At 42.6% G+C, this 21,073-nt stretch carries 24 protein-coding genes and 1 riboswitch; of the genes, 17 read left to right on the top strand and 7 right to left on the bottom strand.

The genetic code is table 11. From position 1 onward, the window contains the following. The first annotated feature begins 1 nt into the window (after position 1). The 5 genes from NV379_RS01240 to NV379_RS01220 all read left to right on the top strand — a co-directional run bounded on the left by NV379_RS01240 (position 2) and on the right by NV379_RS01220 (position 2,773). Entirely contained in the window at positions 2 to 385 is a 384-nt protein-coding gene (locus NV379_RS01240; protein ID WP_258205441.1) for an NUDIX hydrolase, read from the top strand. Positions 386 to 435: 50 nt separating this feature from the next. Then, the gene (locus NV379_RS01235) at positions 436 to 960 is read left to right on the top strand and encodes a GNAT family N-acetyltransferase (protein WP_258205440.1); all 525 of its coding nucleotides are present in this window, start codon (positions 436 to 438) and stop codon (positions 958 to 960) included. Positions 961 to 1,008: 48 nt separating this feature from the next. Next, positions 1,009 to 1,542, top strand: a complete 534-nt coding sequence (locus NV379_RS01230) for a GNAT family N-acetyltransferase (RefSeq protein ID WP_258205439.1) — start codon at positions 1,009 to 1,011, stop codon at positions 1,540 to 1,542. A gap of 119 nt (positions 1,543 to 1,661) precedes the next feature. Beyond that, the gene (locus NV379_RS01225) at positions 1,662 to 2,084 is read left to right on the top strand and encodes a histidine phosphatase family protein (RefSeq protein ID WP_308860242.1); all 423 of its coding nucleotides are present in this window, start codon (positions 1,662 to 1,664) and stop codon (positions 2,082 to 2,084) included. Between the two features lie 284 nt (positions 2,085 to 2,368). Further along, positions 2,369 to 2,773, top strand: coding sequence for a RidA family protein (locus tag NV379_RS01220; RefSeq protein ID WP_258205438.1), 405 nt, complete (start codon positions 2,369 to 2,371; stop codon positions 2,771 to 2,773). Positions 2,774 to 2,978: 205 nt separating this feature from the next. Here the strand turns inward: NV379_RS01220 and NV379_RS01215 are convergent, their stop codons facing one another. Beyond that, entirely contained in the window at positions 2,979 to 3,812 is an 834-nt protein-coding gene (locus NV379_RS01215; protein ID WP_258205437.1) for a helix-turn-helix transcriptional regulator, read from the bottom strand. A 125-nt stretch (positions 3,813 to 3,937) separates the two neighbouring features. Here NV379_RS01215 and fabF point away from each other — a divergent pair, with 125 nt between their 5' ends. The 9 genes from fabF (at position 3,938) to NV379_RS01170 (ending at position 10,572) form a co-directional block, all read left to right on the top strand. Further along, complete coding sequence (gene fabF / locus NV379_RS01210) at positions 3,938 to 5,173, top strand: beta-ketoacyl-ACP synthase II (RefSeq protein ID WP_258205436.1); 1,236 nt, start codon at positions 3,938 to 3,940, stop codon at positions 5,171 to 5,173. A gap of 305 nt (positions 5,174 to 5,478) precedes the next feature. Beyond that, positions 5,479 to 6,411, top strand: coding sequence for a manganese-dependent inorganic pyrophosphatase (locus tag NV379_RS01205; protein ID WP_258205435.1), 933 nt, complete (start codon positions 5,479 to 5,481; stop codon positions 6,409 to 6,411). A 132-nt stretch (positions 6,412 to 6,543) separates the two neighbouring features. Next, positions 6,544 to 7,071, top strand: coding sequence for a YfiT family bacillithiol transferase (locus tag NV379_RS01200; RefSeq protein ID WP_258205434.1), 528 nt, complete (start codon positions 6,544 to 6,546; stop codon positions 7,069 to 7,071). Next, complete coding sequence (locus NV379_RS01195) at positions 7,072 to 7,770, top strand: HAD family hydrolase (RefSeq protein WP_258205433.1); 699 nt, start codon at positions 7,072 to 7,074, stop codon at positions 7,768 to 7,770. Continuing rightward, a complete protein-coding gene (locus tag NV379_RS01190) occupies positions 7,770 to 8,612 on the top strand; it encodes an alpha/beta fold hydrolase (protein ID WP_258205432.1) in 843 nt (280 codons plus the stop codon). Before NV379_RS01195 ends, NV379_RS01190 begins: the two co-directional genes overlap by 1 nt. 32 nt (positions 8,613 to 8,644) lie before the next feature. After that, positions 8,645 to 9,166, top strand: a complete 522-nt coding sequence (locus NV379_RS01185) for a DinB family protein (protein ID WP_258205431.1) — start codon at positions 8,645 to 8,647, stop codon at positions 9,164 to 9,166. Between the two features lie 126 nt (positions 9,167 to 9,292). Further along, the gene (locus NV379_RS01180) at positions 9,293 to 9,490 is read left to right on the top strand and encodes a YwbE family protein (RefSeq protein ID WP_258205430.1); all 198 of its coding nucleotides are present in this window, start codon (positions 9,293 to 9,295) and stop codon (positions 9,488 to 9,490) included. Between the two features lie 89 nt (positions 9,491 to 9,579). Further along, on the top strand, positions 9,580 to 9,915 hold the full coding sequence (locus tag NV379_RS01175; RefSeq protein ID WP_258205429.1) for a cupin domain-containing protein: 336 nt from the start codon (positions 9,580 to 9,582) through the stop codon (positions 9,913 to 9,915). Between the two features lie 15 nt (positions 9,916 to 9,930). Then, positions 9,931 to 10,572 carry an HAD family hydrolase gene (locus NV379_RS01170; RefSeq protein WP_258205428.1) on the top strand — a complete coding sequence of 214 codons (642 nt, stop codon included), beginning with the start codon at positions 9,931 to 9,933 and terminating at the stop codon, positions 10,570 to 10,572. 62 nt (positions 10,573 to 10,634) lie between these two features. On the opposite strand, the gene NV379_RS01165 is transcribed toward NV379_RS01170, so the two are convergent. The 6 genes from NV379_RS01165 to NV379_RS01140 all read right to left on the bottom strand — a co-directional run bounded on the left by NV379_RS01165 (position 10,635) and on the right by NV379_RS01140 (position 18,066). Beyond that, entirely contained in the window at positions 10,635 to 11,390 is a 756-nt protein-coding gene (locus NV379_RS01165) for a DUF8817 family protein (RefSeq protein ID WP_258205427.1), read from the bottom strand. A 91-nt stretch (positions 11,391 to 11,481) separates the two neighbouring features. Further along, a complete protein-coding gene (locus tag NV379_RS01160) occupies positions 11,482 to 12,756 on the bottom strand; it encodes an ABC transporter ATP-binding protein (RefSeq protein ID WP_258205426.1) in 1,275 nt (424 codons plus the stop codon). 9 nt (positions 12,757 to 12,765) lie between these two features. Then, complete coding sequence (locus NV379_RS01155) at positions 12,766 to 14,490, bottom strand: ABC transporter permease (RefSeq protein WP_258205425.1); 1,725 nt, start codon at positions 14,488 to 14,490, stop codon at positions 12,766 to 12,768. Positions 14,491 to 14,757: 267 nt separating this feature from the next. Then, positions 14,758 to 14,928, bottom strand: a riboswitch (M-box (ykoK) riboswitch). Between the two features lie 80 nt (positions 14,929 to 15,008). After that, positions 15,009 to 16,364 carry a polysaccharide deacetylase family protein gene (locus NV379_RS01150; protein ID WP_258205424.1) on the bottom strand — a complete coding sequence of 452 codons (1,356 nt, stop codon included), beginning with the start codon at positions 16,362 to 16,364 and terminating at the stop codon, positions 15,009 to 15,011. Beyond that, positions 16,357 to 17,571, bottom strand: a complete 1,215-nt coding sequence (locus NV379_RS01145; RefSeq protein ID WP_258205423.1) for an MFS transporter — start codon at positions 17,569 to 17,571, stop codon at positions 16,357 to 16,359. The genes NV379_RS01150 and NV379_RS01145 overlap by 8 nt, the downstream gene beginning before the upstream one ends. Positions 17,572 to 17,772: 201 nt before the next feature. Further along, positions 17,773 to 18,066, bottom strand: a complete 294-nt coding sequence (locus NV379_RS01140; protein WP_258205422.1) for a YerC/YecD family TrpR-related protein — start codon at positions 18,064 to 18,066, stop codon at positions 17,773 to 17,775. Positions 18,067 to 18,296: 230 nt separating this feature from the next. Here NV379_RS01140 and hppD point away from each other — a divergent pair, with 230 nt between their 5' ends. Genes hppD through NV379_RS01125 form a run of 3 tightly spaced genes read left to right on the top strand, consistent with a single transcriptional unit; the run spans position 18,297 to position 21,057 of the window. Then, positions 18,297 to 19,412 carry a 4-hydroxyphenylpyruvate dioxygenase gene (gene hppD, locus NV379_RS01135; RefSeq protein ID WP_258205421.1) on the top strand — a complete coding sequence of 372 codons (1,116 nt, stop codon included), beginning with the start codon at positions 18,297 to 18,299 and terminating at the stop codon, positions 19,410 to 19,412. Positions 19,413 to 19,457: 45 nt separating this feature from the next. Further along, positions 19,458 to 20,069: a flavin reductase family protein gene (locus NV379_RS01130; RefSeq protein WP_258205420.1), complete on the top strand. Its 612-nt coding sequence runs from the start codon at positions 19,458 to 19,460 to the stop codon at positions 20,067 to 20,069. A gap of 34 nt (positions 20,070 to 20,103) precedes the next feature. Beyond that, positions 20,104 to 21,057, top strand: coding sequence for a fumarylacetoacetate hydrolase family protein (locus tag NV379_RS01125; RefSeq protein WP_258205419.1), 954 nt, complete (start codon positions 20,104 to 20,106; stop codon positions 21,055 to 21,057). Positions 21,058 to 21,073: the final 16 nt, after the last annotated feature.

The raw sequence follows: 21,073 nt of genomic DNA, 5'->3' as shown, positions 1-21,073 counted from the left end.
TATGAATTGGACAGGATCAGCAGCTGTTTGTATAAACGAGAATAATCAATTACTCATGGTTCTTCAGGGAAAGCCAGAAGAAGAGAAAAAGTGGTCAGTTCCTTCTGGGGGAAGAGAAGCGAACGAAACATATGAAGAATGTTGTATGAGAGAAGTCTTAGAAGAAACCGGCTATCAAATAGCTGTTAAGGAGTTAATTTTCTGTAAGAACGAAATTGTTTATTATTATTTTGCAGAAGTCATTGGTGGAAGTGCTATTATTCAAGACCCTGACGAATTAATTTACGATATAGCATGGAAATCAGTAGAGGAACTAAGGAATTTGAACCTATCATTTGAAGAAGATCGTGAGTTTTTAATATCGATTTTAGAACACAGACATTAAGATAACTACAGAAATAGTATATTTAAGTGAGGAATAAATGAATGCTATACATGAATTACAGAGCGTTAACGCTTGAGGATTGTGTAAAAATAAATGATATGAACCCTTCGCAATTTATCCAAAGAGCATGGAGAGAAGTTGATGGAAAGCGTCAATTGGTCAACATTGATTATCAAGATAATAATTGGCCGAACGGGTATAAATATCATTTCAAACATTTACAGGAAACGATTTTATATAAAGGTTATGCTGTAGGTGTTTTTGATGAAAGAGATAGATTAATAGGATTTGCTACGCTAAATCGTGAATTTTTCGGTGAGCAATATAAGTATGTTTTGCTGGATCAATTATTCATAAATTTGGAACATAGAGGCAAAGGAATTGGGAAGAAACTGTTCGCAATGATCTCAGATGAGGCGCTAAAGTGGGGTGCGAATAAAGTATTTATTTACGCGGGTTCTGCAGAAGAGACTGTCGCCTTTTATTTCGCAATTGGCTGTGTTGAAGCAATAGAGATCAATAAAGAGTTGTATGACAACGATCCGAGGGATTTTCAATTGGAGTATTTGCTATAAGTTGCAAAGTGAAAACTGAGAGAAACAGCTAAGGGAGGAGTTAAGAAAATGAACCAGAGAATAATATTATCACCAGCTACTTTAGAAGATGTAGACTTCTTAGTTGATATCAAAACCTCGATTTCCTTATGGCCTTATGAAGATTTGCTTTCAATTGATAAAGATGCAGTTCGAAAGAATGTGGTTGATAGGATCAATAGCGACTGGTATAAACAATACATAGTAAAGCTTGATACACCAGAGCGAACACCCATTGGAGAATTGCATATTCATTGGTATGTAGAAGAACGCCGAAGTTGGGAGATGGGCTATTGCATTTTTCCTGAATATCGCGGGCAAGGATATGGGGTAGAAGCAGCAAGAGAAGTATTAAAATACGCTTTCGATGAATGGAATGCGCATAAAGTAGTTGCGATGTGTAATGCGCACAACACTGCTTCTTATAAGTTGCTTGAGAAGTTAGGGTTGGTTAGAGAAGGAGTGTTTAGAGAAGAGTTACTCTGGGATGGCAGATGGGTAAATCAATTGTTCTACTGCATTCTAGACAGTGAGTATCGAAGTATGAATAGCGAAGAGAAGTGATAATATGAAAACAACTATTTATTTATTAGACACGCTGAATCACCATACATAGAAGGTATGGAACTCACAAGAGGGCTTTCAGAGAAAGGTAAGCGAGATGCTCTTACAATCAGTGAACTATTAATATTTACATATCAAGTCCGTATGAAAGAGCTATTGAAACGATTAAAGCCGCGGCTGGGACGAATGAAATAACACTTTTTGATGATCTAAGAGAAAGAGAAATTGGTCAATTTGAAGGAATGAGTTTTAAAGATGCCAAGTTGAAGGTGTACACAGATACGAATCATTCATTCCCAGAGGGTGAATCGAGTGCCAGCGCTCAATTAAGGGTGGTTAGGGTGATAGAACGGATCTTAAATGAGCATGAAGGGAAGAGAATTGTAATTGGAACCCATGGGGATATTATGACTCTAATTATAAATTACTATGATAAACAATATGATTATGAGTTTTGGCAGTCAACTTCAATGCCAGATATTTATAGTTTAGAGTTTATTGATATGAAGCTAGAAGATATAAGGCGATTATGGCAAAGATAGTTTAATGAATATGTAGCCTTAAAAATAGTTCGGTGTTGGCGCGTAATATGGGAAAGGCTGGGGAGAACACAACTAAATTCGTAACTTCGTTGGGGATGGCATATTAACTGAATTTACAAACAAATTATTGACAGACCTAGGACAAGGCCTTATTATACCAAAGATGTTTCGATATATTTCGTGATTACAGAAGTTTAGACCCAGTCATGTTTCTCTTATGTACGTGATTACACAAACGTTATTCGAAAGCACCAATAATCTATATTTTACGAGGAGTGAACGTAATGCAAGATAATAAACAAGTGATTTTTAGGAATCCACAATCCATGCCGCCAGCAAATGGTTATACGCAAGTTGTTGAAGTACGAAATGGAAGAACGATCTATGTATCTGGGCAAATTGCCGTAAACCAGAACAGAGAAAGGGTAGGCCAAGGCGATATTGCTGCACAAACCAAGCAGGTATTCGAAAACATCAAAGCTGCGTTAGAATCTTCGAACGCAAGCTTTAACGATGTTGTGAAATTGACGTTCTTTATGACGGACATTTCCCAAATACAGGTCGTTATGGACATTCGGGATTTGTATGTGAATACGAATAATCCACCTGCCAGTGTGGCAGTTGAAGTAAGTAAACTAGTAACTGATCATTTCTTGATTGAAATTGAAGCAATAGCCGTGGGGGACTAACCTATTAATTGTTTAATATATCTGGAAGCAGGAAGATCAATGAAAAGTGTCTATATTGCTTCTAGCCTTAAGGAAGAAAATAATAAGCATTTATCGTAGAGTTCATAGTCACTGGCGATAGACTAACAATGAATAAACTTCCTGATTTAGTAGATTGTTCGATCTGCTAGAGCAGGAAGTTTTTTTGATAGATTCATTTAATATACTAATTCATCAACTTGTCCAGCTTCGCTTCCGTTGCCGTTTCTGGAGCGGGTGTGTAGATGCTACACCGCAGGTCGTTACTACCTTGAACTTGAAGAGAAGTGAGGTGGAACAGCATCTTGCCTGCTTTCGCATGGCGGAACTCAATGGCAACCTCTGGTGCAGTGCTGACTTCACTCTGATTCCATAACCGCGCAAACTCGGGATAGGATTGACTCATCTCCTCAATGAATTTCCCATACCACTCATCCTCTACATATTGCCCGTAATACGTGCGGAAGATGGATAGGAACCCTTTTACGAAGTGCTCCCAATTGACTGCCAAGCTCTGAAATTCTTTTCTTGTAAAAAGAAGCTTGATCATATTCCGCTCACTCATTGGAATGAGGTTGAAATCGATAAACACATGCGCTGCCGCTTCGTTCCAACCTACAATATCGCATCTGCGATCCGAGATGATCGTCGGACAATGTCGCAACTCTTGTAAGATCCGAGTTAGTGCAGGGCTGATCTGTGGCTGTTCAATTTGCTTTAGACTTGTGCTTAAAGTGGTATCAAGTGCGAGCGCATATAAGTATTTGCGTTCATCTACAGTTAGTTGCAATGCACCAGCGATACAGTCGAGCACGGAAGCAGATACTTTGATGTCCCGACCTTGCTCCAGCCATGTATACCATGTTGTACTAACACCCGCTAACTGCGCCACCTCTTCACGGCGAAGCCCAGGTGTTCGTCTGCGTGATCCTGCTGGTAGACCAACAGAATCGGGAAGAATCTTAGCACGCTGACTTTTTAAAAATGTGGATAATGCCTGCAATCGTGACTGCGAATTCATGAGCTTCACCTCTTTCGTACATCCTTATTATGGTACTCATTATACTAGGATAAACTACAACTTGTAATAGGATATTTACAGTGAGAAGATGTATACAGTAAGTAGTGTTGAAGGAGGAAATGAAAATGAATCGAGTTGTCGTAACAGGAATGGGTGTTGTATCACCGCTAGGTAATGATGTGAATACATTCTGGGATCATCTCATTAATGGGAGATCGGGCATTTCAATGATAGATACATTAGATACAAGCAGACATAAAGCGAAGATTGCGGGTTTGGTCAAAGATTTTGATGCAGATGCGCTATTCGGGAAGAAGGAAGCGAGAAAGCTAGATCGATTCAGTCAGTTCGCCCTCGCTGCCGCTGAGCAAGCATATAATGACGCAGGGTTAACGAACGAGAACGTAATACCTGAACGACTCGGTGTATATGTGGGTTCAGGCATTGGTGGAATCCAGACGTTAATCGATCAGCATGAAGTATTACTAAATCGCGGTCCAGAGCGAGTAAGTCCTTTATTAGTGCCGATGATGATCGCAAACATGGCTACTGCACAAATTAGTATGAAATATGATGCACAAGGACCTACGATGGCACCTGTAACTGCCTGTTCGGTGGGTAATACGGCAATTGGTGAAGCCTTCCGACTTATTCGCTTAGGTATTACAGATGTGATGATTGCAGGTGGATCAGAAGCGGCGATTACCGATGTGTCAATTGCAAGTTTCTCGAATGCAACAGCATTATCTACGCGAAACGAAGAGCCTGAGCGTGCAAGCAGACCGTTCGATACGGATCGTGATGGCTTCGTTATGGCAGAAGGAGCGGGTATCCTGGTGCTTGAGTCGCTATCTCATGCATTAGAGCGTGGTGCGACGATCTATGCTGAAGTTATTGGCTACGGTGCAAGTTCGGATGCTTATCACATGGTGGCGACACATCCCGAAGGTCGCGGTGCGAAGATTGCGATGCAAGCAGCCCTTACCGAAGCAGGCATTCAGCCACAAGAAGTCGATGTCATTAGTGCACACGCAACGAGTACTGAACTCGGAGATCGCACAGAGACAGTTGCCATCAAGCATGTGTTCGGCGAATCTGCCTACAATATCCCGGTCACAGCCAACAAATCCATGCTCGGTCACATGCTCGGTGCATCTGGAGGCGCACAGGCTATCGCCTTGATCAAATCCTTACAATCCGGCATCATCCCACCAACCATCAACCTAGACGAGAACGACCCATTGTGCGACTTGGACTATGTCCCTAATACCGCCAGACATGCAAATCTTCAGATCGGCATGTCCAACTCCTTCGGCTTCGGCGGGCATAATGCGGTTATTCTTCTGAAGAAATACGAATAGTTTTTAAGTTGCATAAGGGTATGTTAGAAAAAGGATAACGGTTGAGAAATAATACTGGAGGAGCGTAGCGTTCGACTTTGAAAGAGTAAAAATACCATAATATAAATTCAAAATTTACGATTTCACCGGAGGCCGGAAGTATTATTTCTCAATAGTGGCAACTCCTTTTCCTATGATACTCAGACTATTTAGTATATTCCGATAAATTTACTATGTTTTATGACCGAATTACGATATAATCTTGATTGTGATTGTCGTTCTAAGGTATACTTTTATAACGAAAAAAGATGAATAGGAGCTTGAAAATGGAAAAAGTATTGATTTTCGGTCATAAAAATCCAGACACAGATACAATCTGCTCAGCGATCGCTTATGCAGATATTAAGACACAATTAGGTTATAACGTTGAACCAGTTCGCCTTGGTAGCGTGAGCGGTGAAACACAATTCGCATTAGATACATTCAAGACAGAAGCACCGCGTCAAGTAGAGACAGTGGCTAACGAAGTTTCTGGCGTTATTCTTGTTGATCACAATGAGCGTCAGCAAAGCGTGTCCGACATCGAGCAAGTACAAGTGCTTGAAGTTATTGACCACCACCGTATCGCGAACTTCGAGACGAGTGGCCCACTTTACTACCGCGCAGAGCCAGTTGGTTGCACAGCGACTATTTTGAATAAAATATACAAAGAAAAAGGCAAGTCCATCCCGCAAAACATCGCAGGACTTATGCTATCTGCTATTATCTCGGATTCCTTGCTATTCAAATCCCCAACTTGCACGCAAGAAGACATTGATGCAGCTCTTGAGCTTGCAGCAATCGCTGGCGTGGATGCGAACGTGTACGGTCTTGATATGTTAAAAGCTGGCGCTGACCTTAGCGACAAGACGATTGCTCAATTGATCTCTTTGGATGCAAAAGAATTCCAAATGGGCGGCAGCAAAGTGGAAATCGCACAAGTAAATGCTGTAGACGTAAACGACGTGCTATCCAAGCAAGGGGAGATCGAAGCTGCACTTAACAGCATCATCGAAGCGAAGGAATTAGATTTGTTCTTGTTCGTTGTAACAGACATCTTGAACAATGATTCCGTAGGTCTTGCTCTAGGTCGTGCTGCGGATGCAGTTGAACAAGCTTACTCCGTAACTCTTGCGGATAACAAAGCAGTTCTTAAAGGCGTTGTATCTCGTAAATCGCAGATCGTACCGGTTCTAACTGATATTTTTAACAAACGTTAAGCTGTTTAAAATAGTACTCATAAGGCTGCTGGCTATAGCTCGGTGGCCTTTTTGCATGTGTGAAATAAAAAGCTTAATTTTCTGAAAACAGATGTATAATGATAGAAGACTAAATCCTTAGGAGGGAAAACCATGGAAAACTTACAATATCCAATTGGTACATTCGTTAAACCAGATCAAATTACAGAGGAACAGCTTGCCGCATGGATACAAGAAATTGAGACTTTGCCAAGTAGATTGCGCGAAGCTGTTGAAGGATTATCCAATGAGCAATTAGATACTCCTTATCGTCCTGGAGGTTGGAGCGTTCGCCAAGTGGTGCATCATCTAGGAGATAGTCATATTAATTGTGTAATTCGCTTCAAACTAGCATTAACAGAAGAACTCCCAACAATTAAACCCTATGAAGAGCAAGAATGGGCTTTGCTTGGCGACTGCGTACATACACCTATTGAAGTATCACTTGAACTACTTACAGCTTTACATGAAAAATGGGTTATTCTACTCAAATCGATGTCTGCAGCGAACTTTGATCGTGCTTTCCTTCATCCGGTAAATGGAGAAACGAAGCTAGATAAAGCTACAGGATTATATGCATGGCATGGAAACCACCATCTTGCACATATTACAAGTCTTGCAGAGCGTATGGGCTGGAATTAAATGAGCCGAGCATCGGCAGTCATTTTTGACCTAGATAATACATTATTGGATCGAACGTTAACGTTTCAACGTTTTTGCGAGAAATGGGTAGACACGTATTTTCCTAATATTGAAGCCGAACAAAGTCAATCCTATATCGATTATATGATTCAAGCCGATCTTGACGGATACCGACCGAAGCCGGAGCTTTTCGAAGAATTGATCGAAGTATTCCAGTGGCAGTCTATTAAACCAACTGAAGATCAATTAATGGAGTTCTACCAGATTCATTATGTGCAGAGTGCGGTGCTAATGGATGGAGCGCTAGAATTACTTACGATGTGTAAGCAGATGGGGATGAAAGTCGGTCTTGTAACGAATGGTCGCAACGTGATCCAATATGGGAAGATTGATCAACTTCAGATGCGAGATTACTTTGACCATATTATTGTGTCAGAAGAGGCAGGTTGTAAGAAACCTAATCCTCTTATTTATAAAATGATCCTTGAACGCTTACAAGTTCATGCGGAGCATACGATATTCGTTGGTGATCATCCTGCGAATGATGTTGAAGGTGCTGCGAATGTTGGCATGCAGACGATATGGTTGAAACGTAATCAAAAGTGGGACGATCGTCTTCACGCAATCCCTATTCGTACGATCACGCTTCTCGGTCAATTATTGAATGACACAGTCTGGATGAGAGTAGGAGGAAGCTAATGCCTTATTGCGAATTGCCGAACATCAACATCCATTACGAAATTCACGGGCAGGGCAAACCCATTGTTATTCTTCATGGTTATAATGGAGATATGACACTTGTAAAAGGTGGGTTAGAGCCAATTTTTGAACATATAAATGAGGAGTGGCAGCGGATTTATATTGATCTACCGGGGATGGGGCGTAGCGACCGACCAGCGTGGATTCATCATTCTGACGACATGCTTGCAGTTGTGGAGCAAGTGATAGAGAAATTACTGCCGAATGAAACGTTCTTGGTAGCAGGTTACTCGTATGGCGGTTATCTAGCACGAGCATTGCTCAAGCGCATGCATGCGCGTATTCAAGGTATGTTGCTCTTATGCCCTCTCATCATAGCGGATCGAACTGACCGAGAATTACCAGAGAAGACGGTCGTTTATAAGAATGAAGCGTTTCTAGATCAAGTGGAGCGCAGTGAGACTTTCGCTGCATTCCAAACGTTCGCGACGGTATATGATGAATACCACTGGCAGAGATACCAACAGGAAGTACTGCCTGGTAAACAGCGTGCAGATGCGGAATTTTTAGCTCGTATTCAGCAAAATGGTTATGGTCTCTCATTCGATGTGGATCAAGTGGAAGTGCCTTATGATCAGCCCGTCTTACTCCTATTAGGTAGACAAGATCAACTGGTAGGCTTTAAAGACGCATGTAAATTGATGGATCACTACTCCAGAGGTACTTTTGCAGTTGTGGATCGTGCTAGTCATAACCTTGCCATTGAGCAAAGCGAAATGCTGCATTTGATGGTTACAGAGTGGCTCAATCGAGTCCGAGAGTATATAAGCACTGCGAAGTAATCATTTTGATAGGGATAAAGGAGATGTTTAAGATGACAAATCAAGTGCGTCCAACATCGAAGGAGTATGCAGAGCATTATGAACCATATGTCGGCCGAGTGCCAGACGGAGATATTGTGGAGTTCTTGGAGCAGCAGATCGAGAGAACGGTGAAGATTTTACTTGATGCTACCCCGGAGCAAGCAGGATTCCGGTATGAGCCGAGCAAATGGACGACCAAGGAAGTGATCGGTCATATGGGCGATGTGGAGCGTATCATGATTTATCGAGCGCTTCGCTTCTCAAGAGGAGATCATACTCCGCTTCCGACGATGTATGAAGACGATTATGTGGCGAATGGAAACTTCAATGAGCGTAGCGTACAGAGCTTGGTAGATGAACTTGTTGCGATTCGCAAAGGTTCGATTGCGTTGTTCGCTGGACTTGCTGATGTTGCTTGGGATCGCACTGGTACGGCAAGTGGAGCAACAGTATCCGTGCGCGCACTTGCATACATTATCGCAGGACATGAGTTACACCACTTGGACATCTTAAACCGCAGATATTTGGTGTAGGAATTGATATAAGAATCACAGACTTGGTGTAGGAACCAAACGATTAATCTCTATGTGCATGTTTGTTAGTCTTTATGCGCCTTTTGTGTTACGCTAATACCTAACAACACGAACACGGAGGCGCATATGAACGGACAACAACGCAGTAACATTAGACCTGGAATTGAAGTTGACATTGTACTGAAACAAGATCAACGTACAGGTAGATTGACCCGAGGCATTGTCAAAGATATTCTGACGAATTCACCGAATCATCCACACGGCATCAAGGTTAGACTGACAGATGGTCAAGTGGGGCGGGTTAAAGAGGTTATCACAAAGTAAGCTACTTACATGGAATACACACCGAGATTACTCCAACTGATGTGGGGGTAGTCTCTCTTTATTTTACGATGAAAATGGGGATGCAGCACATGTCGACACGACTTGAGAAGTCCAACTTACTCACATTAAGTAATCAAATTGAAGAAACATACAAGAACTTCGTCGTAAGTGATGTGAATGAAAGTTGTTTGCGATTAGCCGTTATTCAAGGGGAGTATCCATGGCATTGCCACCCGACTTCAGATGAACTGTTTATCGTTCTCGAAGGGGAGCTCTTTATCGATTTTCAAGATCAACCGACGATCGCACTGAAAGCGAATGATCAGCTAACAATTCCCGCAGGTGTCATTCATCGAACTCGTACTGAAGTGCGTACCGTGAATTTATGTTTTGAGCATACGGATGCCGATACAACATTCATTTAGAAAGTAGGTTCATTCATGACCATTAAAAGTGTAATCTTCGATTTTGACGGAACCTTGGCAGATACGCTGCCGGTTTGTTTCTATGCATTTGGGCGTGTTTTTAAAGAAATTGATGGTCGTGAAGTAACGGCAGAAGATGCAGTTGCGATGTTCGGTCCATCTGAGGTTGGAATCTTGGAGCAGAATATCGCGAATCAGCATCTTGTCACTAAAGCAGTAGAAGACTTCTACGCGTATTACGAGCAAGAACATCAGAAGTTCGTCGCATACAATACCGACATTGCATCACTATTAGTGCAGTTGAGGGAACAAGGCTTGAAGATTGGCATCGTAACAGGCAAGGCACGCCGAAGCTTGGATATCTCGATGAAAGTATTAGAGATGGAAGGTTTGTTCGATGTGATCATCACTTCTGATGATGTGGAGAAGCATAAGCCGCACCCGGAGGGCATCTTCAAAGCGATGGATTTACTGCAAGTAGAAGCGGAAGAGACGCTATTCATCGGTGATAGTCATGCGGATGTAAGAGCAGGGAAAGCAGCTGGAGTAACAACAATTGGCGTACATTGGCTGCCGACGGTTCAATCGACCGATTTTGACCCTAAACCGGATTACTTATTTACGAATGTGAAGCAGTTAATCGATTTTTTAGCTTAATTTAAAAAAGCGTTCTTATAAGAAAGATCCCTTGAAATCATTAGATTTAAGGGATCTTCTATTTATTCTATCCATTCGTCTTGAATCTGCGCTAAACGTTCCCTCTCAGCACCAACCTTGCTCTCCTCATGGGCAGTTAATTCGATTGCTTGAATCGCCTTAATAATTTCCTTAGCCGTATCCTTTTGTTCCATCATCACAGCTACATCCAATTGCAACACTTTCGCTTTAAACAGAAGCTCATTTGAGACCTGTTTATGATGTTTGAGTAGAGCGGACTCCAGTAAATTTCTTGCGGCGCGATAGTCTTCCTTCGAATACGCGAAGCGATACGCTTGTTTGTACAATTTTTCAAAAGCAGATAGCGTCTTGAGATTTTCAGTTTCTTCATTATACGAGGTTTGCGAATCTTTAATTGGCGTTCCGACGATCAGGTAATTACCGCTAGGGTCCGTGATATTAAACCTACGATCCTCCACGGTCATGTTAAGCTTCGAAATTCGCCCCAGTCCCTTGATAGGCACTTTCCCGTAATACTTCTTCAAACTTGTCTTCACTTTCTCATAAACTTCTTCCACATTCGGTACGGAAATATAGCAACCGCCCTCTTTTTTACCAATTTCAAAATGTTTGTCTGTATAGAAGCTGATCTCTGCAAAATCACTTCGTACCGATGCAAAGCGATAGGGAGCCTTCTGGTAATAATTGATTTCAAATCCCATCGCCGTATAAAACTCCAAATGATCGTCCAGTTCATAAAGGCAATAGAAGATAGGGATCGTTCGGCTTTGTGTCAGTGTGGCGTGATCGTTGTTCATTCATGAATCGCTCCTTCGGTAATGAGTTGGAATCAAAGTATACCGAAATTCAAATGAAATTTCCTATTCGATTTTATGGTAAAATAAACCATCATTCAAGAAATAGTAATTTGGCTTTCTCATCGTACGCCAGAAGTTCCGCATATCGTCCCCAATCGATCATGATGTCTAGTTGATGACCAGCCTCTTCAGATCCGAAGTGTTTCTCGAAAATCTCTAAGAAAAATTCGCGCTCCATCTTATTGTTCGATTTGGACTGAAGAATCCAGACGATCTTCTCCATCATAGGGACATGGGCAAGCACTTGTTTCTTGAAAATATCTTTGCGCTCCAGTACACTCGCATTGGCGAATTGGCTGCCGCTTTCAGTAAGGGTAATATCTCCATGCTGGATACTGGCAAAATCGAGCATTTGTGCGGCTTCCACAATCGGCAGGAAATCTTCGAGATTCAGACTCAGCTGCTCCGCAAGCTTATATAGGTCAACGGTATTGCCTAAATCGTCAATCAGCTCAATAAACCCTGTTAACGCACCAGCAGGCACTTCTTGTACTTTCTCGATTTGCTTCTTCTGTTCCTGAGCATGCTCATGTCCCTTATATTCGCGGTTCGTCAAGATAGAGTAGATGCGATCCACATGTTCGGTAAAAGCTGCTTCTTGCTTGTCGCGCCAGTGTGGCATGGTAATTGGGATATCAGCGATGATGCGAGCAGGATCACGAGATAGGACGATTGCGCGATCTGACATGTAGACCGCTTCTTCAATACTGTGCGTGACCATGATAATTGACTTAGTCGGAATTTTTCTCTCTGTCCACAGCTCTAATAAATCGCGTTTTAAGTTCTCGGCTGTGAGCACATCAAGCGCAGAGAAAGGTTCATCCATCAGTAGAATGTCTGGTTCCATCACAAGTGCACGGCCGATTCCGACGCGCTGTCTCATCCCACCTGATAATTCTTTGGGATAGGCACTTTCGAATCCGTCGAGTCCAATTCGATCAATAATGGAGAGCGCTTTGCGCATTTTCTCCGCTTCAGATAATGGCTTGTTTTCAAGTCCTAGCTTTACATTTTCCAGTACGGTAAGCCACGGGAAGAGGGCGAATGATTGAAACACCATTCCGACCCCTGGATTGGTACCAACAAACTCATTTCCGTTATAATAAACGGCTCCACTTGAAGGTGGGACAAGACCCGCGATAATGCGCAGAAGTGTGGACTTACCTGAACCAGAAGGCCCTAAGATCGATATAAACTCACCATTTGTAATGGATAATTGGATATCTTCCAAGATCGTTACCTGATTCACATTGGGCATGTCATAATGTTTGCCGATTTTACGAAGTTCAATTAAATTAGCATTCATGAGAGCACCTCATTCCAAATTGTATTTTTTCTCAGAAATTGTATATAATCTGCGCCAGAAGAAGCGGTTCAGGATGACGACGAGCATGCACATGACGAAGATTCCCCATATGATTTGCGGCCAATCCCCATTCGTAGTAGCTTGTGCAATGTACGTGCCGAGGCCGGATGCCTCTAACGTATCGCTTTTCCAAGAGACAATCTCCGAGACAATACTGGCGTTCCATGCACCACCGCTTGCTGTTATGCACCCTGTAATTAGGAAAGGGAAGATGCTAGGAAGAATTAACTTCTTCCAAGTTTGTCGACGGTTCAGTCGCAAGATAGAAGCAGCTTCTTTCAAGTCGGAGGGAATAGCCATCGCACCTGCAATCACATTAAACAGAATGTACCACTGCGTTCCGAGCATCATAAGTGGAATAGCTCCGATATTCATGTTAATGCCAAATTTTAAATACAGAATTGTAAATAAAGGGAAAGCCATATTCGCGGGGAAGGATGCTAACACCTGCACAATCGGTTGTGCGATACGAGATAACTTGGGATTGGTACCGATCATTACCCCAACTGGAACGGTCCATATAACCGCGAGAATCGTAGCGATAAACACCCGCAAAGCGGTCTTAAGTCCAAGTAGGAGCACTTCCATTAACTCATGTGAACGGAGTTGTCGGATCTCAAGTACAGCTTCATACATAAATTTGCCTATCCATAGCACAATGATCAGCCAGATTATGCCTTTCACTATTTTCATTACGACGGAAGGTGGTTTAGGTAATTGAACCTTTGCACTCTTGTTTCTCATTGTGGTCGCAAGATCGCTTAAGAAAGTGCTGACTTGTCGTTGTACATCCTGTATAAATTTTGCACGCTTGAGGATGTCGTACACCCACGATTTGGGGACTTCATTAGACTCAGACTGCTCATTCTTGAACTTCTGTGACCATGCGACAAGTGGACGCCAGAACAGCTGATCCACCAAGCAGATGAGGAGGATCATAGTTAGAATCGAATAGATGATAGCAGGAACATTACCTTGATCGGCAGCCTTCGCCATATAAGAACCTATACCCGGAAGCTGAATGTCTTGGTTTAGTACACTGATCGACTCACTTGCTGCGAGGAAGAACCATCCACCGCCGAATGACATCATACTGTTCCATACCAGCCCAATCATGGAATAGGGAAGTTCAAGCTTCGTAAACCGCGACCATGAACCAAGACGATGTATGCTTGCAGCTTCATTCAGTGGGCGAGGGATGGATTGAATGGAGTGATAGAAACTGAATGTCATATTCCACACTTGACCTGTAAATATAGCGAAGATCGAAGCGCACTCCACACCAAGTAAGCTACCTGGGAAGAGCGCCATAAACATCATGACCGTTGCCGATAGAAAACCGAGTACGGGAACCGACTGTAAGATGTCGATGGCTGGAATCATAAGCTTCTCAGCTGTGCGATTATACGCGGCAATTCGACCATAGATGAAAGTGAAGAGTAGGGATGCACCAAAAGCGATGAACATCCGAAGCAATGATCGCCCTGCATAGTAAGGAAGATTCATCGGATCAAGACTAATAGAGGAATGCTCCGCTTGGGAGAAGGATACTTGCATTCCCATGCTCAGATGAGCTGTGATGTATAGGATTGAGAGCAGTGTGATGATGACTAGAATATCTGCGAATCCAAATTTATACTTATTTTTCATTTGAAAAAAACCGTTCCATTTCATTGCAATTACCTCCTCTTCAATAAAAAAAGCTCCCCTCACTTTGGGTGAGGAGAGCACGATAAATATTCCTAAGCTAACCCGTATGTATGAGGGCATACTGGCAGTAGGAAATAGACGTTCTCTTAACCGCAAAGATGATGTGTGATATTCCATGTAAGTGACACAATCGACTACTACTGTCCATTCCAGTTCTCCCTCCTTCAAAATTCAGATATAAAAATGCCCCCATGGATAGTCCAAGGGGGCATGTGTAAGCACATACGAATAAACCGTTCCCCCTAGTCCAGTTTTAGCACTATACAACGTAAAGAGCGTTTGCTCTTAGCCACCTTATGAAGAGCCTTAATCCGGCAATTCCTGTTCTACCCATTGGCATCTTTCGATATTTTTGGGCAGTGGCCTGTGTTTATATAGGAGCCTCACCTAACGAGGACATATGAAATTCCTTAGTCATCATACCCCTAACATTAATTTATTGCAAGAGGTAAATTGAGTGCATGATAACGAAAACCTATTTTTCAATCTAACGATAATGGTGGAGAATAGTTTAAAGTACCGGGCTGTTGTAGGTTTAATGCATCGTGTGGCATTGGATACTTTTTCTTATAAAAGTCGGAAGACATCACGACAATTTTCGGAACGAGCATGTCTCTGCGAATTTTTAATCGCTCTTTACCATCAGGATGCAAGACGTACATGAGCATACGCAGATAACGCTTCGTGATGGAAGCGAACAATCCTTTTGGCATATCAAATGCATTGAATCCAAGATTCTTACTGCCGCGGTGAATCAACGTAATTCCGTACAATCCCTTGACATATCTGCATTCAATATCGTTATAAATGAGGTTCATCAATTCGGGAAGACCGCTTTGAATTTTGTTGAGCATTTGGACCGCTAGATGAAGGTTAGAGCGGCTATGAAGTGCAATGTCATATAACATGTGATTATCAAAATGGATTTCGACTACCTTGTCACCTTGACGAATGTGCCCGCCATCATCCAAATAGATGGGTTCTCCACTGTATGTGGTCACCCGATAATGGAAGATCGAATTTCCTTTGTCCACCGCTTTAAATTGGAACAAAGTGTGCCAGATCTTTTCCCAACCAAACCAAACTTTGATGAGCATTTTCTTGGATATCTTGAGTTTGGCTTCATGTTTCTCCAGATCACGTAACATGTCATCGACTCGGACGTACTTATAACCTTGGGCTTGTGTATGTTCTAAGAATGATCTCAGTGCTCGGAGCATGTATTTCGGAGCGTCTGGTTCTGCACCGAATGTATCGCCGCTATCATGTAACAGTAGGATACTTCCTCTGTGGAGATTACTTAACATGCGCTGAGAAATTTTATCTTCGCCGCCTCGTGTTCGCCAGTCTTCAGACATGATCGTCCACATCACAAATTTCATCGTCCTAGGGAGGAACATGTCGAAGATATTGAATACACCCCAAGGTGGGCGATAATAAACAGGTCTTGTACCTGTAATCTGTTCAACAAGGTCTGCCGTATCTCGAATTTGCTTACGAACTTTCCAAGGAGCCATGAAAGGGTTAGCGAAATGAACGTAGTTGTGTATGCCGATTTGATGGCCTTCTACATGGATTCGCCTGATCAGATCCGGATATAACTCGGCTTTCTTGCCAAGGACGAAGAACGTTGCTTTCACATTATGTTCTTTCAATAAATCAAGTAGTTCAGCGGTATAAATTGGATCTGGCCCATCATCGAATGTAAGTGCAATACCGGCATCCTTATGAGTGGGGCCTTGATGAATCGAACGATATCCGAACAATCGAATAATGAGTGTAGGGATGATCGCATAAAAAGCAAAGATAATGGTAGCTCCTATAATGTATCTACTCATTGGCATGATCTCTTTTCATTGTATTGTTGGGCTTTTCTTCTTGATAAAAGCTAGTCGACAAGACGAGATAGAAGATAGCAATACCTCCTAATATCAGGGAACTTATTCCTATAGTTAATGTATCACTAAACTGCTGTGCAAGCCATCCCCCAATTACAGGACCGATCACAACCCCAATTCCTTCAATACTGGAAAATAGACCCCAGCCCATACCTTGCTGCTCTTTGGGAACGTGTCCAGCAAGCAGAGCGTTCCACGCCGGAAGTACGGCTGAGTATGATAATCCTATGAAAGCTGCAAGCAGAATAGAAGCAATTAGACTGGTAGAAAAAGTTAATCCCAATAGACCTAGCGAGAATCCACCGAAACCAAGGACAAGAAACCACTTTTTGCCGAAGCGGTCAGATAATTTGCCCATCGGAACTAAGAGAAGTACGGTCATCGCTCCGCCGGCAGTTAGCACATACGAATACTCGGTGTAACTGAGTCCAAGCGCATGCGAGGCAAAGTTCGGCAGAATCGGCAAGAGCATGCCAGCAGCGGCAGTTTGCAGAATCATACCGGGGAGCATTAATTTCATCTTACGCAGCCGCTGCCACAAGAGTTCAACTTGTTTACGCATCGGGAGTGTTTTGGGGATAGAGGAACCTTCGAGCTTTGGCATAAAGAATGCAAGCAACGTACAGATTGCCCATAATCCGACGAGAATCCAGTAGGTGAGTAAGAATCCACGATCGATGAACAGGTTGATCACAACAGGTCCAGAGCCAAGTCCAACTAGCCAAACCGTATAGAGAGCACCCATTTGCTGGGCGCGTTTATCTTCTGTAACACGAGTGAGGCAGACGAGCCATAGTGGTGTAATCCCAACTCCGAATAGAGCGGATGCGAGAATGAGAATCCATTCTTGTGTTGGGCTGTAAAGCAGGACAAGCCCCACAAGTGAAGTGATAAGGCCGACAATTACGACTAGTTTCATGGAGAATCGATCCAAGAAATAACCTGCGAATAATTTCACAGTGGTATCAACGACATAGTGCACGGATACTGCCACACCGATGATCGTCTTGGAGAATCCTAATTCATTTACTCCATATACAGGTAAGAAGGACACAAGGAAAGCGCCTCTTACAAATTCAATAATAAATAATAGAAGAGCAAGCAAAATGAATTCTGCTCGGAATGCGAATGATTTGGATTGTGTCATGTAAGGGTAGTCCACCTTTCGAAAAGAGTAAGTCACTTCTTCCTATTATGTACAAAATTAGACAATGGATATGCTTCCACCATTTAGACGTAAAGTTTTTAAGAAACCCTTCAAACTTCGTTTCTTTTAATACGTAAGAATAAGAATAAAGACGCAAAAGCTTATCCAGCTCGAGCGTCTTTTTTGAGAAGCTAATTCCAATTACTTCATGTTGATCCGCTCTAATAAAGTCGAAATTCCACCATTGCCATGACTTAAACAACGCTTGACCCTGGAGATGATGGCTGTGCTTGCGCCTGTTTCAGCCTCAATTTCTAGGTAGGTTCGTCCTTCAAGCAGCAGTTTAGCAACTTCACATCGCTGTGCCATCGATTGTAATTCTTTGTACGTACATAAATCTTCTAAGAAAGCTTGGCATTCTTCGAGATCTTTCACCGCGACAATGAGTTCAAATAGCTGCTCGATGGAAGCCTCATTCATTTTATCCTGCTGCACAGGTTGATCACTCCAGACGAAAAAAATCTATTCTATATTTTTTGACAAATAAGGGATTGAATCCTGCTAAAGGAAGTATAAAAAATACATTTATCAGAAAACTCCTTCATTGCAAAAAAGCGTCAATGTATTCCTGAATGTCCGCGGTCGAGCGCGTTTTTGTCACTATTAATGATCTGAAATATACTAAATAAAGGAAGCATCCAATATCATGTAATGGAGGATATAACATGCAAAAACAACAATTATCTGAGCATGCTGCAACAGAGGTATTTCCAATTCAGGACATTGATTATATTGAATATTATGTAGGTAATGCGAAGCAAACGATGTACTATTTTGTCAAAACATTCGGATTTAAGCCGCTGGCTTACTCGGGTCTAGAAACAGGTAATCGCGATCAAGTATCGTACGTTATTGAACAAAATAAAATTCGCTTCGTCATCACAGGTTCGCTATCAGATACACATCCTGTTGCTTCTTTCGTGAAATTGCATGGCGATGGAATCAAAGATATTGCACTTCGTGTACAAGATGTTGAAAAGGCTTACACAGATGCCATAAGTCGCGGTGGTATTGGTGTTATGGAACCACAGACGATTGTAGATCCCGTTCATGGCACAGTGAAAAAAGCAATCATTGCGACTTACGGCGATACGATTCATACCTTAATTGAACGTGATAACTATAATGGCTTGTTCTGGCCGGGGTTCGCATCGATTGAGCAGAACATTCCTTCTGTATCGACTGGATTAATCGGGGTCGATCATGTTGTAGGTAACGTACCGGAGATGGAAGAATGGGTGTCCTACTATGAGAAAGTAATGGGCTTCAGCCAAATGAGACATTTTGATGATGAAGATATTAGTACAGAATACTCGGCACTTATGTCGAAGGTAATGTTTAATGGCGGTAAAATTAAGTTTCCTATTAATGAACCTGCGACAGGTAAGCGTAAATCGCAAATTCAAGAATATCTAGAGTATTACAACGGAGCGGGTGTGCAGCATCTGGCACTCATTACGGACGACATCGTATCCACGGTTCGTACACTCAAAGAAAATGGAGTAGATTTCCTAGATACACCGGATTCCTACTATGAAATGTTAACGGAGCGCGTAGGTAGTATTGATGAAGATATCGCGAAGCTGCAAGAACTTAAGATCCTTGTTGACCGTGATGAGGAAGGATATCTACTACAAATCTTTACGAAGCCAATCGTGGATCGACCGACCTTATTCTTCGAAATTATTCAGCGCAAAGGCGCAATTGGGTTTGGTGATGGGAACTTTAAGGCATTATTCGAATCCATTGAACGCGAGCAAGAGCGTCGCGGTAATCTGTAATTATTTTTAAAAATAGAGGACGAGGATGTAAAGGGGAGATAGCAGTTGAATATAGCACCGAGTGATCTAGCATGGAGAGATGCATACAAGTTGATGGTTGGCTCCATTTTGCCTCGTCCGATTGCATTTGTGTCAACGTTGGATGAAGAGGGAGTATCGAATTTAGCACCGTTCAGTTTCTTTGCTCCGATATGCGCAAGTCCGATGATGATCTGTTTTGCGCCGATGCTACGAGGGACAGACGGAGTAAAGAAGGATACGCTGCGTAATATTGAAGCGACGAAGCAGTTCGTTGTGAACATTGTAAGTGAGAAGTTAGCAGGACAAGTGAACGAATGTGCAACGGAGTATGCGTCTGATGTGGATGAGTTCGAAGCAGCAGGGCTTACGAAAGTGCCAAGCGAGAAGGTTCATGCCTTTCGCGTTCTAGAAAGTCAGATTCATATGGAATGTGAATTGCATGAAGTTCTATCATTCGGGGATCAAGCAGGTGCAGGACATCTGGTCATTGGTAAAGTCGTGTATATGCACGTCAATGATGAAGTGTATGACAATGGCAAGATCGATACGGTGAAGCTTGAACCGATTGGGCGGATGGCAGGAGCAGAGTATTCAAGAGCAAGTACAGATACGTTTATATTAGAACGAAAAAAATAGTGTTGCACGGGGTAAACAAAGTGAGGTTGATGATATGAAGTTGGTTTCGTTCCGAAATCGTCAAGGTGAAGAGCGCAGCGGCTGGCTTCGTGGAAACTTTGTCCTGGATATGCACGTGTATAGTCAAGGTCAATTACCGAGTCGAATGTTGGAGTTTGTGCAGCATTCGGCTTTGTATATGCCGCGCGTGCTTGAACTTGATCGAAATCTACAGGACTTAGAACTATCTACGATGCAGCTTAATTTTCCCAATGGGATATATACGCTGGATCAAGTTACACTTGCTGCACCAATACCTAGACCGCCTAGTGTACGTGACTTCTACGCATTTGAGTCGCATGTTAAGACAGCGCGTGGCAGACGAGGGCTAGATATGGTACCAGAGTGGTACGAGATACCGGTGTTTTATTTTACAAATCATCATGCGATTGTAGGGCCTGGAGTGGAGATTGAACGTCCAAGACGAACGATGAAGCTCGATTATGAGCTTGAAATTGCGTGTGTGATTGGCAAGGAAGGTCGGAATATCACTGCTGATGAGGCAGATTCTTATATACTCGGTTACTGCATTATGAACGACTGGAGTGCGCGAGATATCCAGCAGCAAGAAGTGAAGGTCGGGCTAGGTCCTGCTAAAGGGAAGGATTTTGCAACATCACTTGGTCCGTATTTGGTGACAAAGGATGAGCTTGAAACTTATCGCTCAGGGGATCGGTATGATCTGACAATGACAGCTTATGTAAATGGCACTTTACTCTCACAAGGCAACGCGCAAGAGATTCATTACAGCTTCGGCGAACTGATTGCACGTGCATCGGAAGATGCAACCTTGTATCCGGGTGATGTGATCGGCTCTGGGACAGTTGGAACCGGGTGTTTGTTAGAGCTTGGTGAAGAAGTTCATCGCTGGTTGGAGCCGGGGGATCAAGTAGAGCTTGAGATAACGGGTTTAGGACGTTTAGTTAATCATATTAAAGAATCAATATAGGGGAGGGAGTATCTGA

The sequence above is a fragment of the Paenibacillus radicibacter genome, assembly GCF_024721995.1.
Taxonomy (GTDB): domain Bacteria; phylum Bacillota; class Bacilli; order Paenibacillales; family NBRC-103111; genus Paenibacillus_AM; species Paenibacillus_AM radicibacter.
This window is presented reverse-complemented; position numbering and strand designations above follow the sequence as displayed.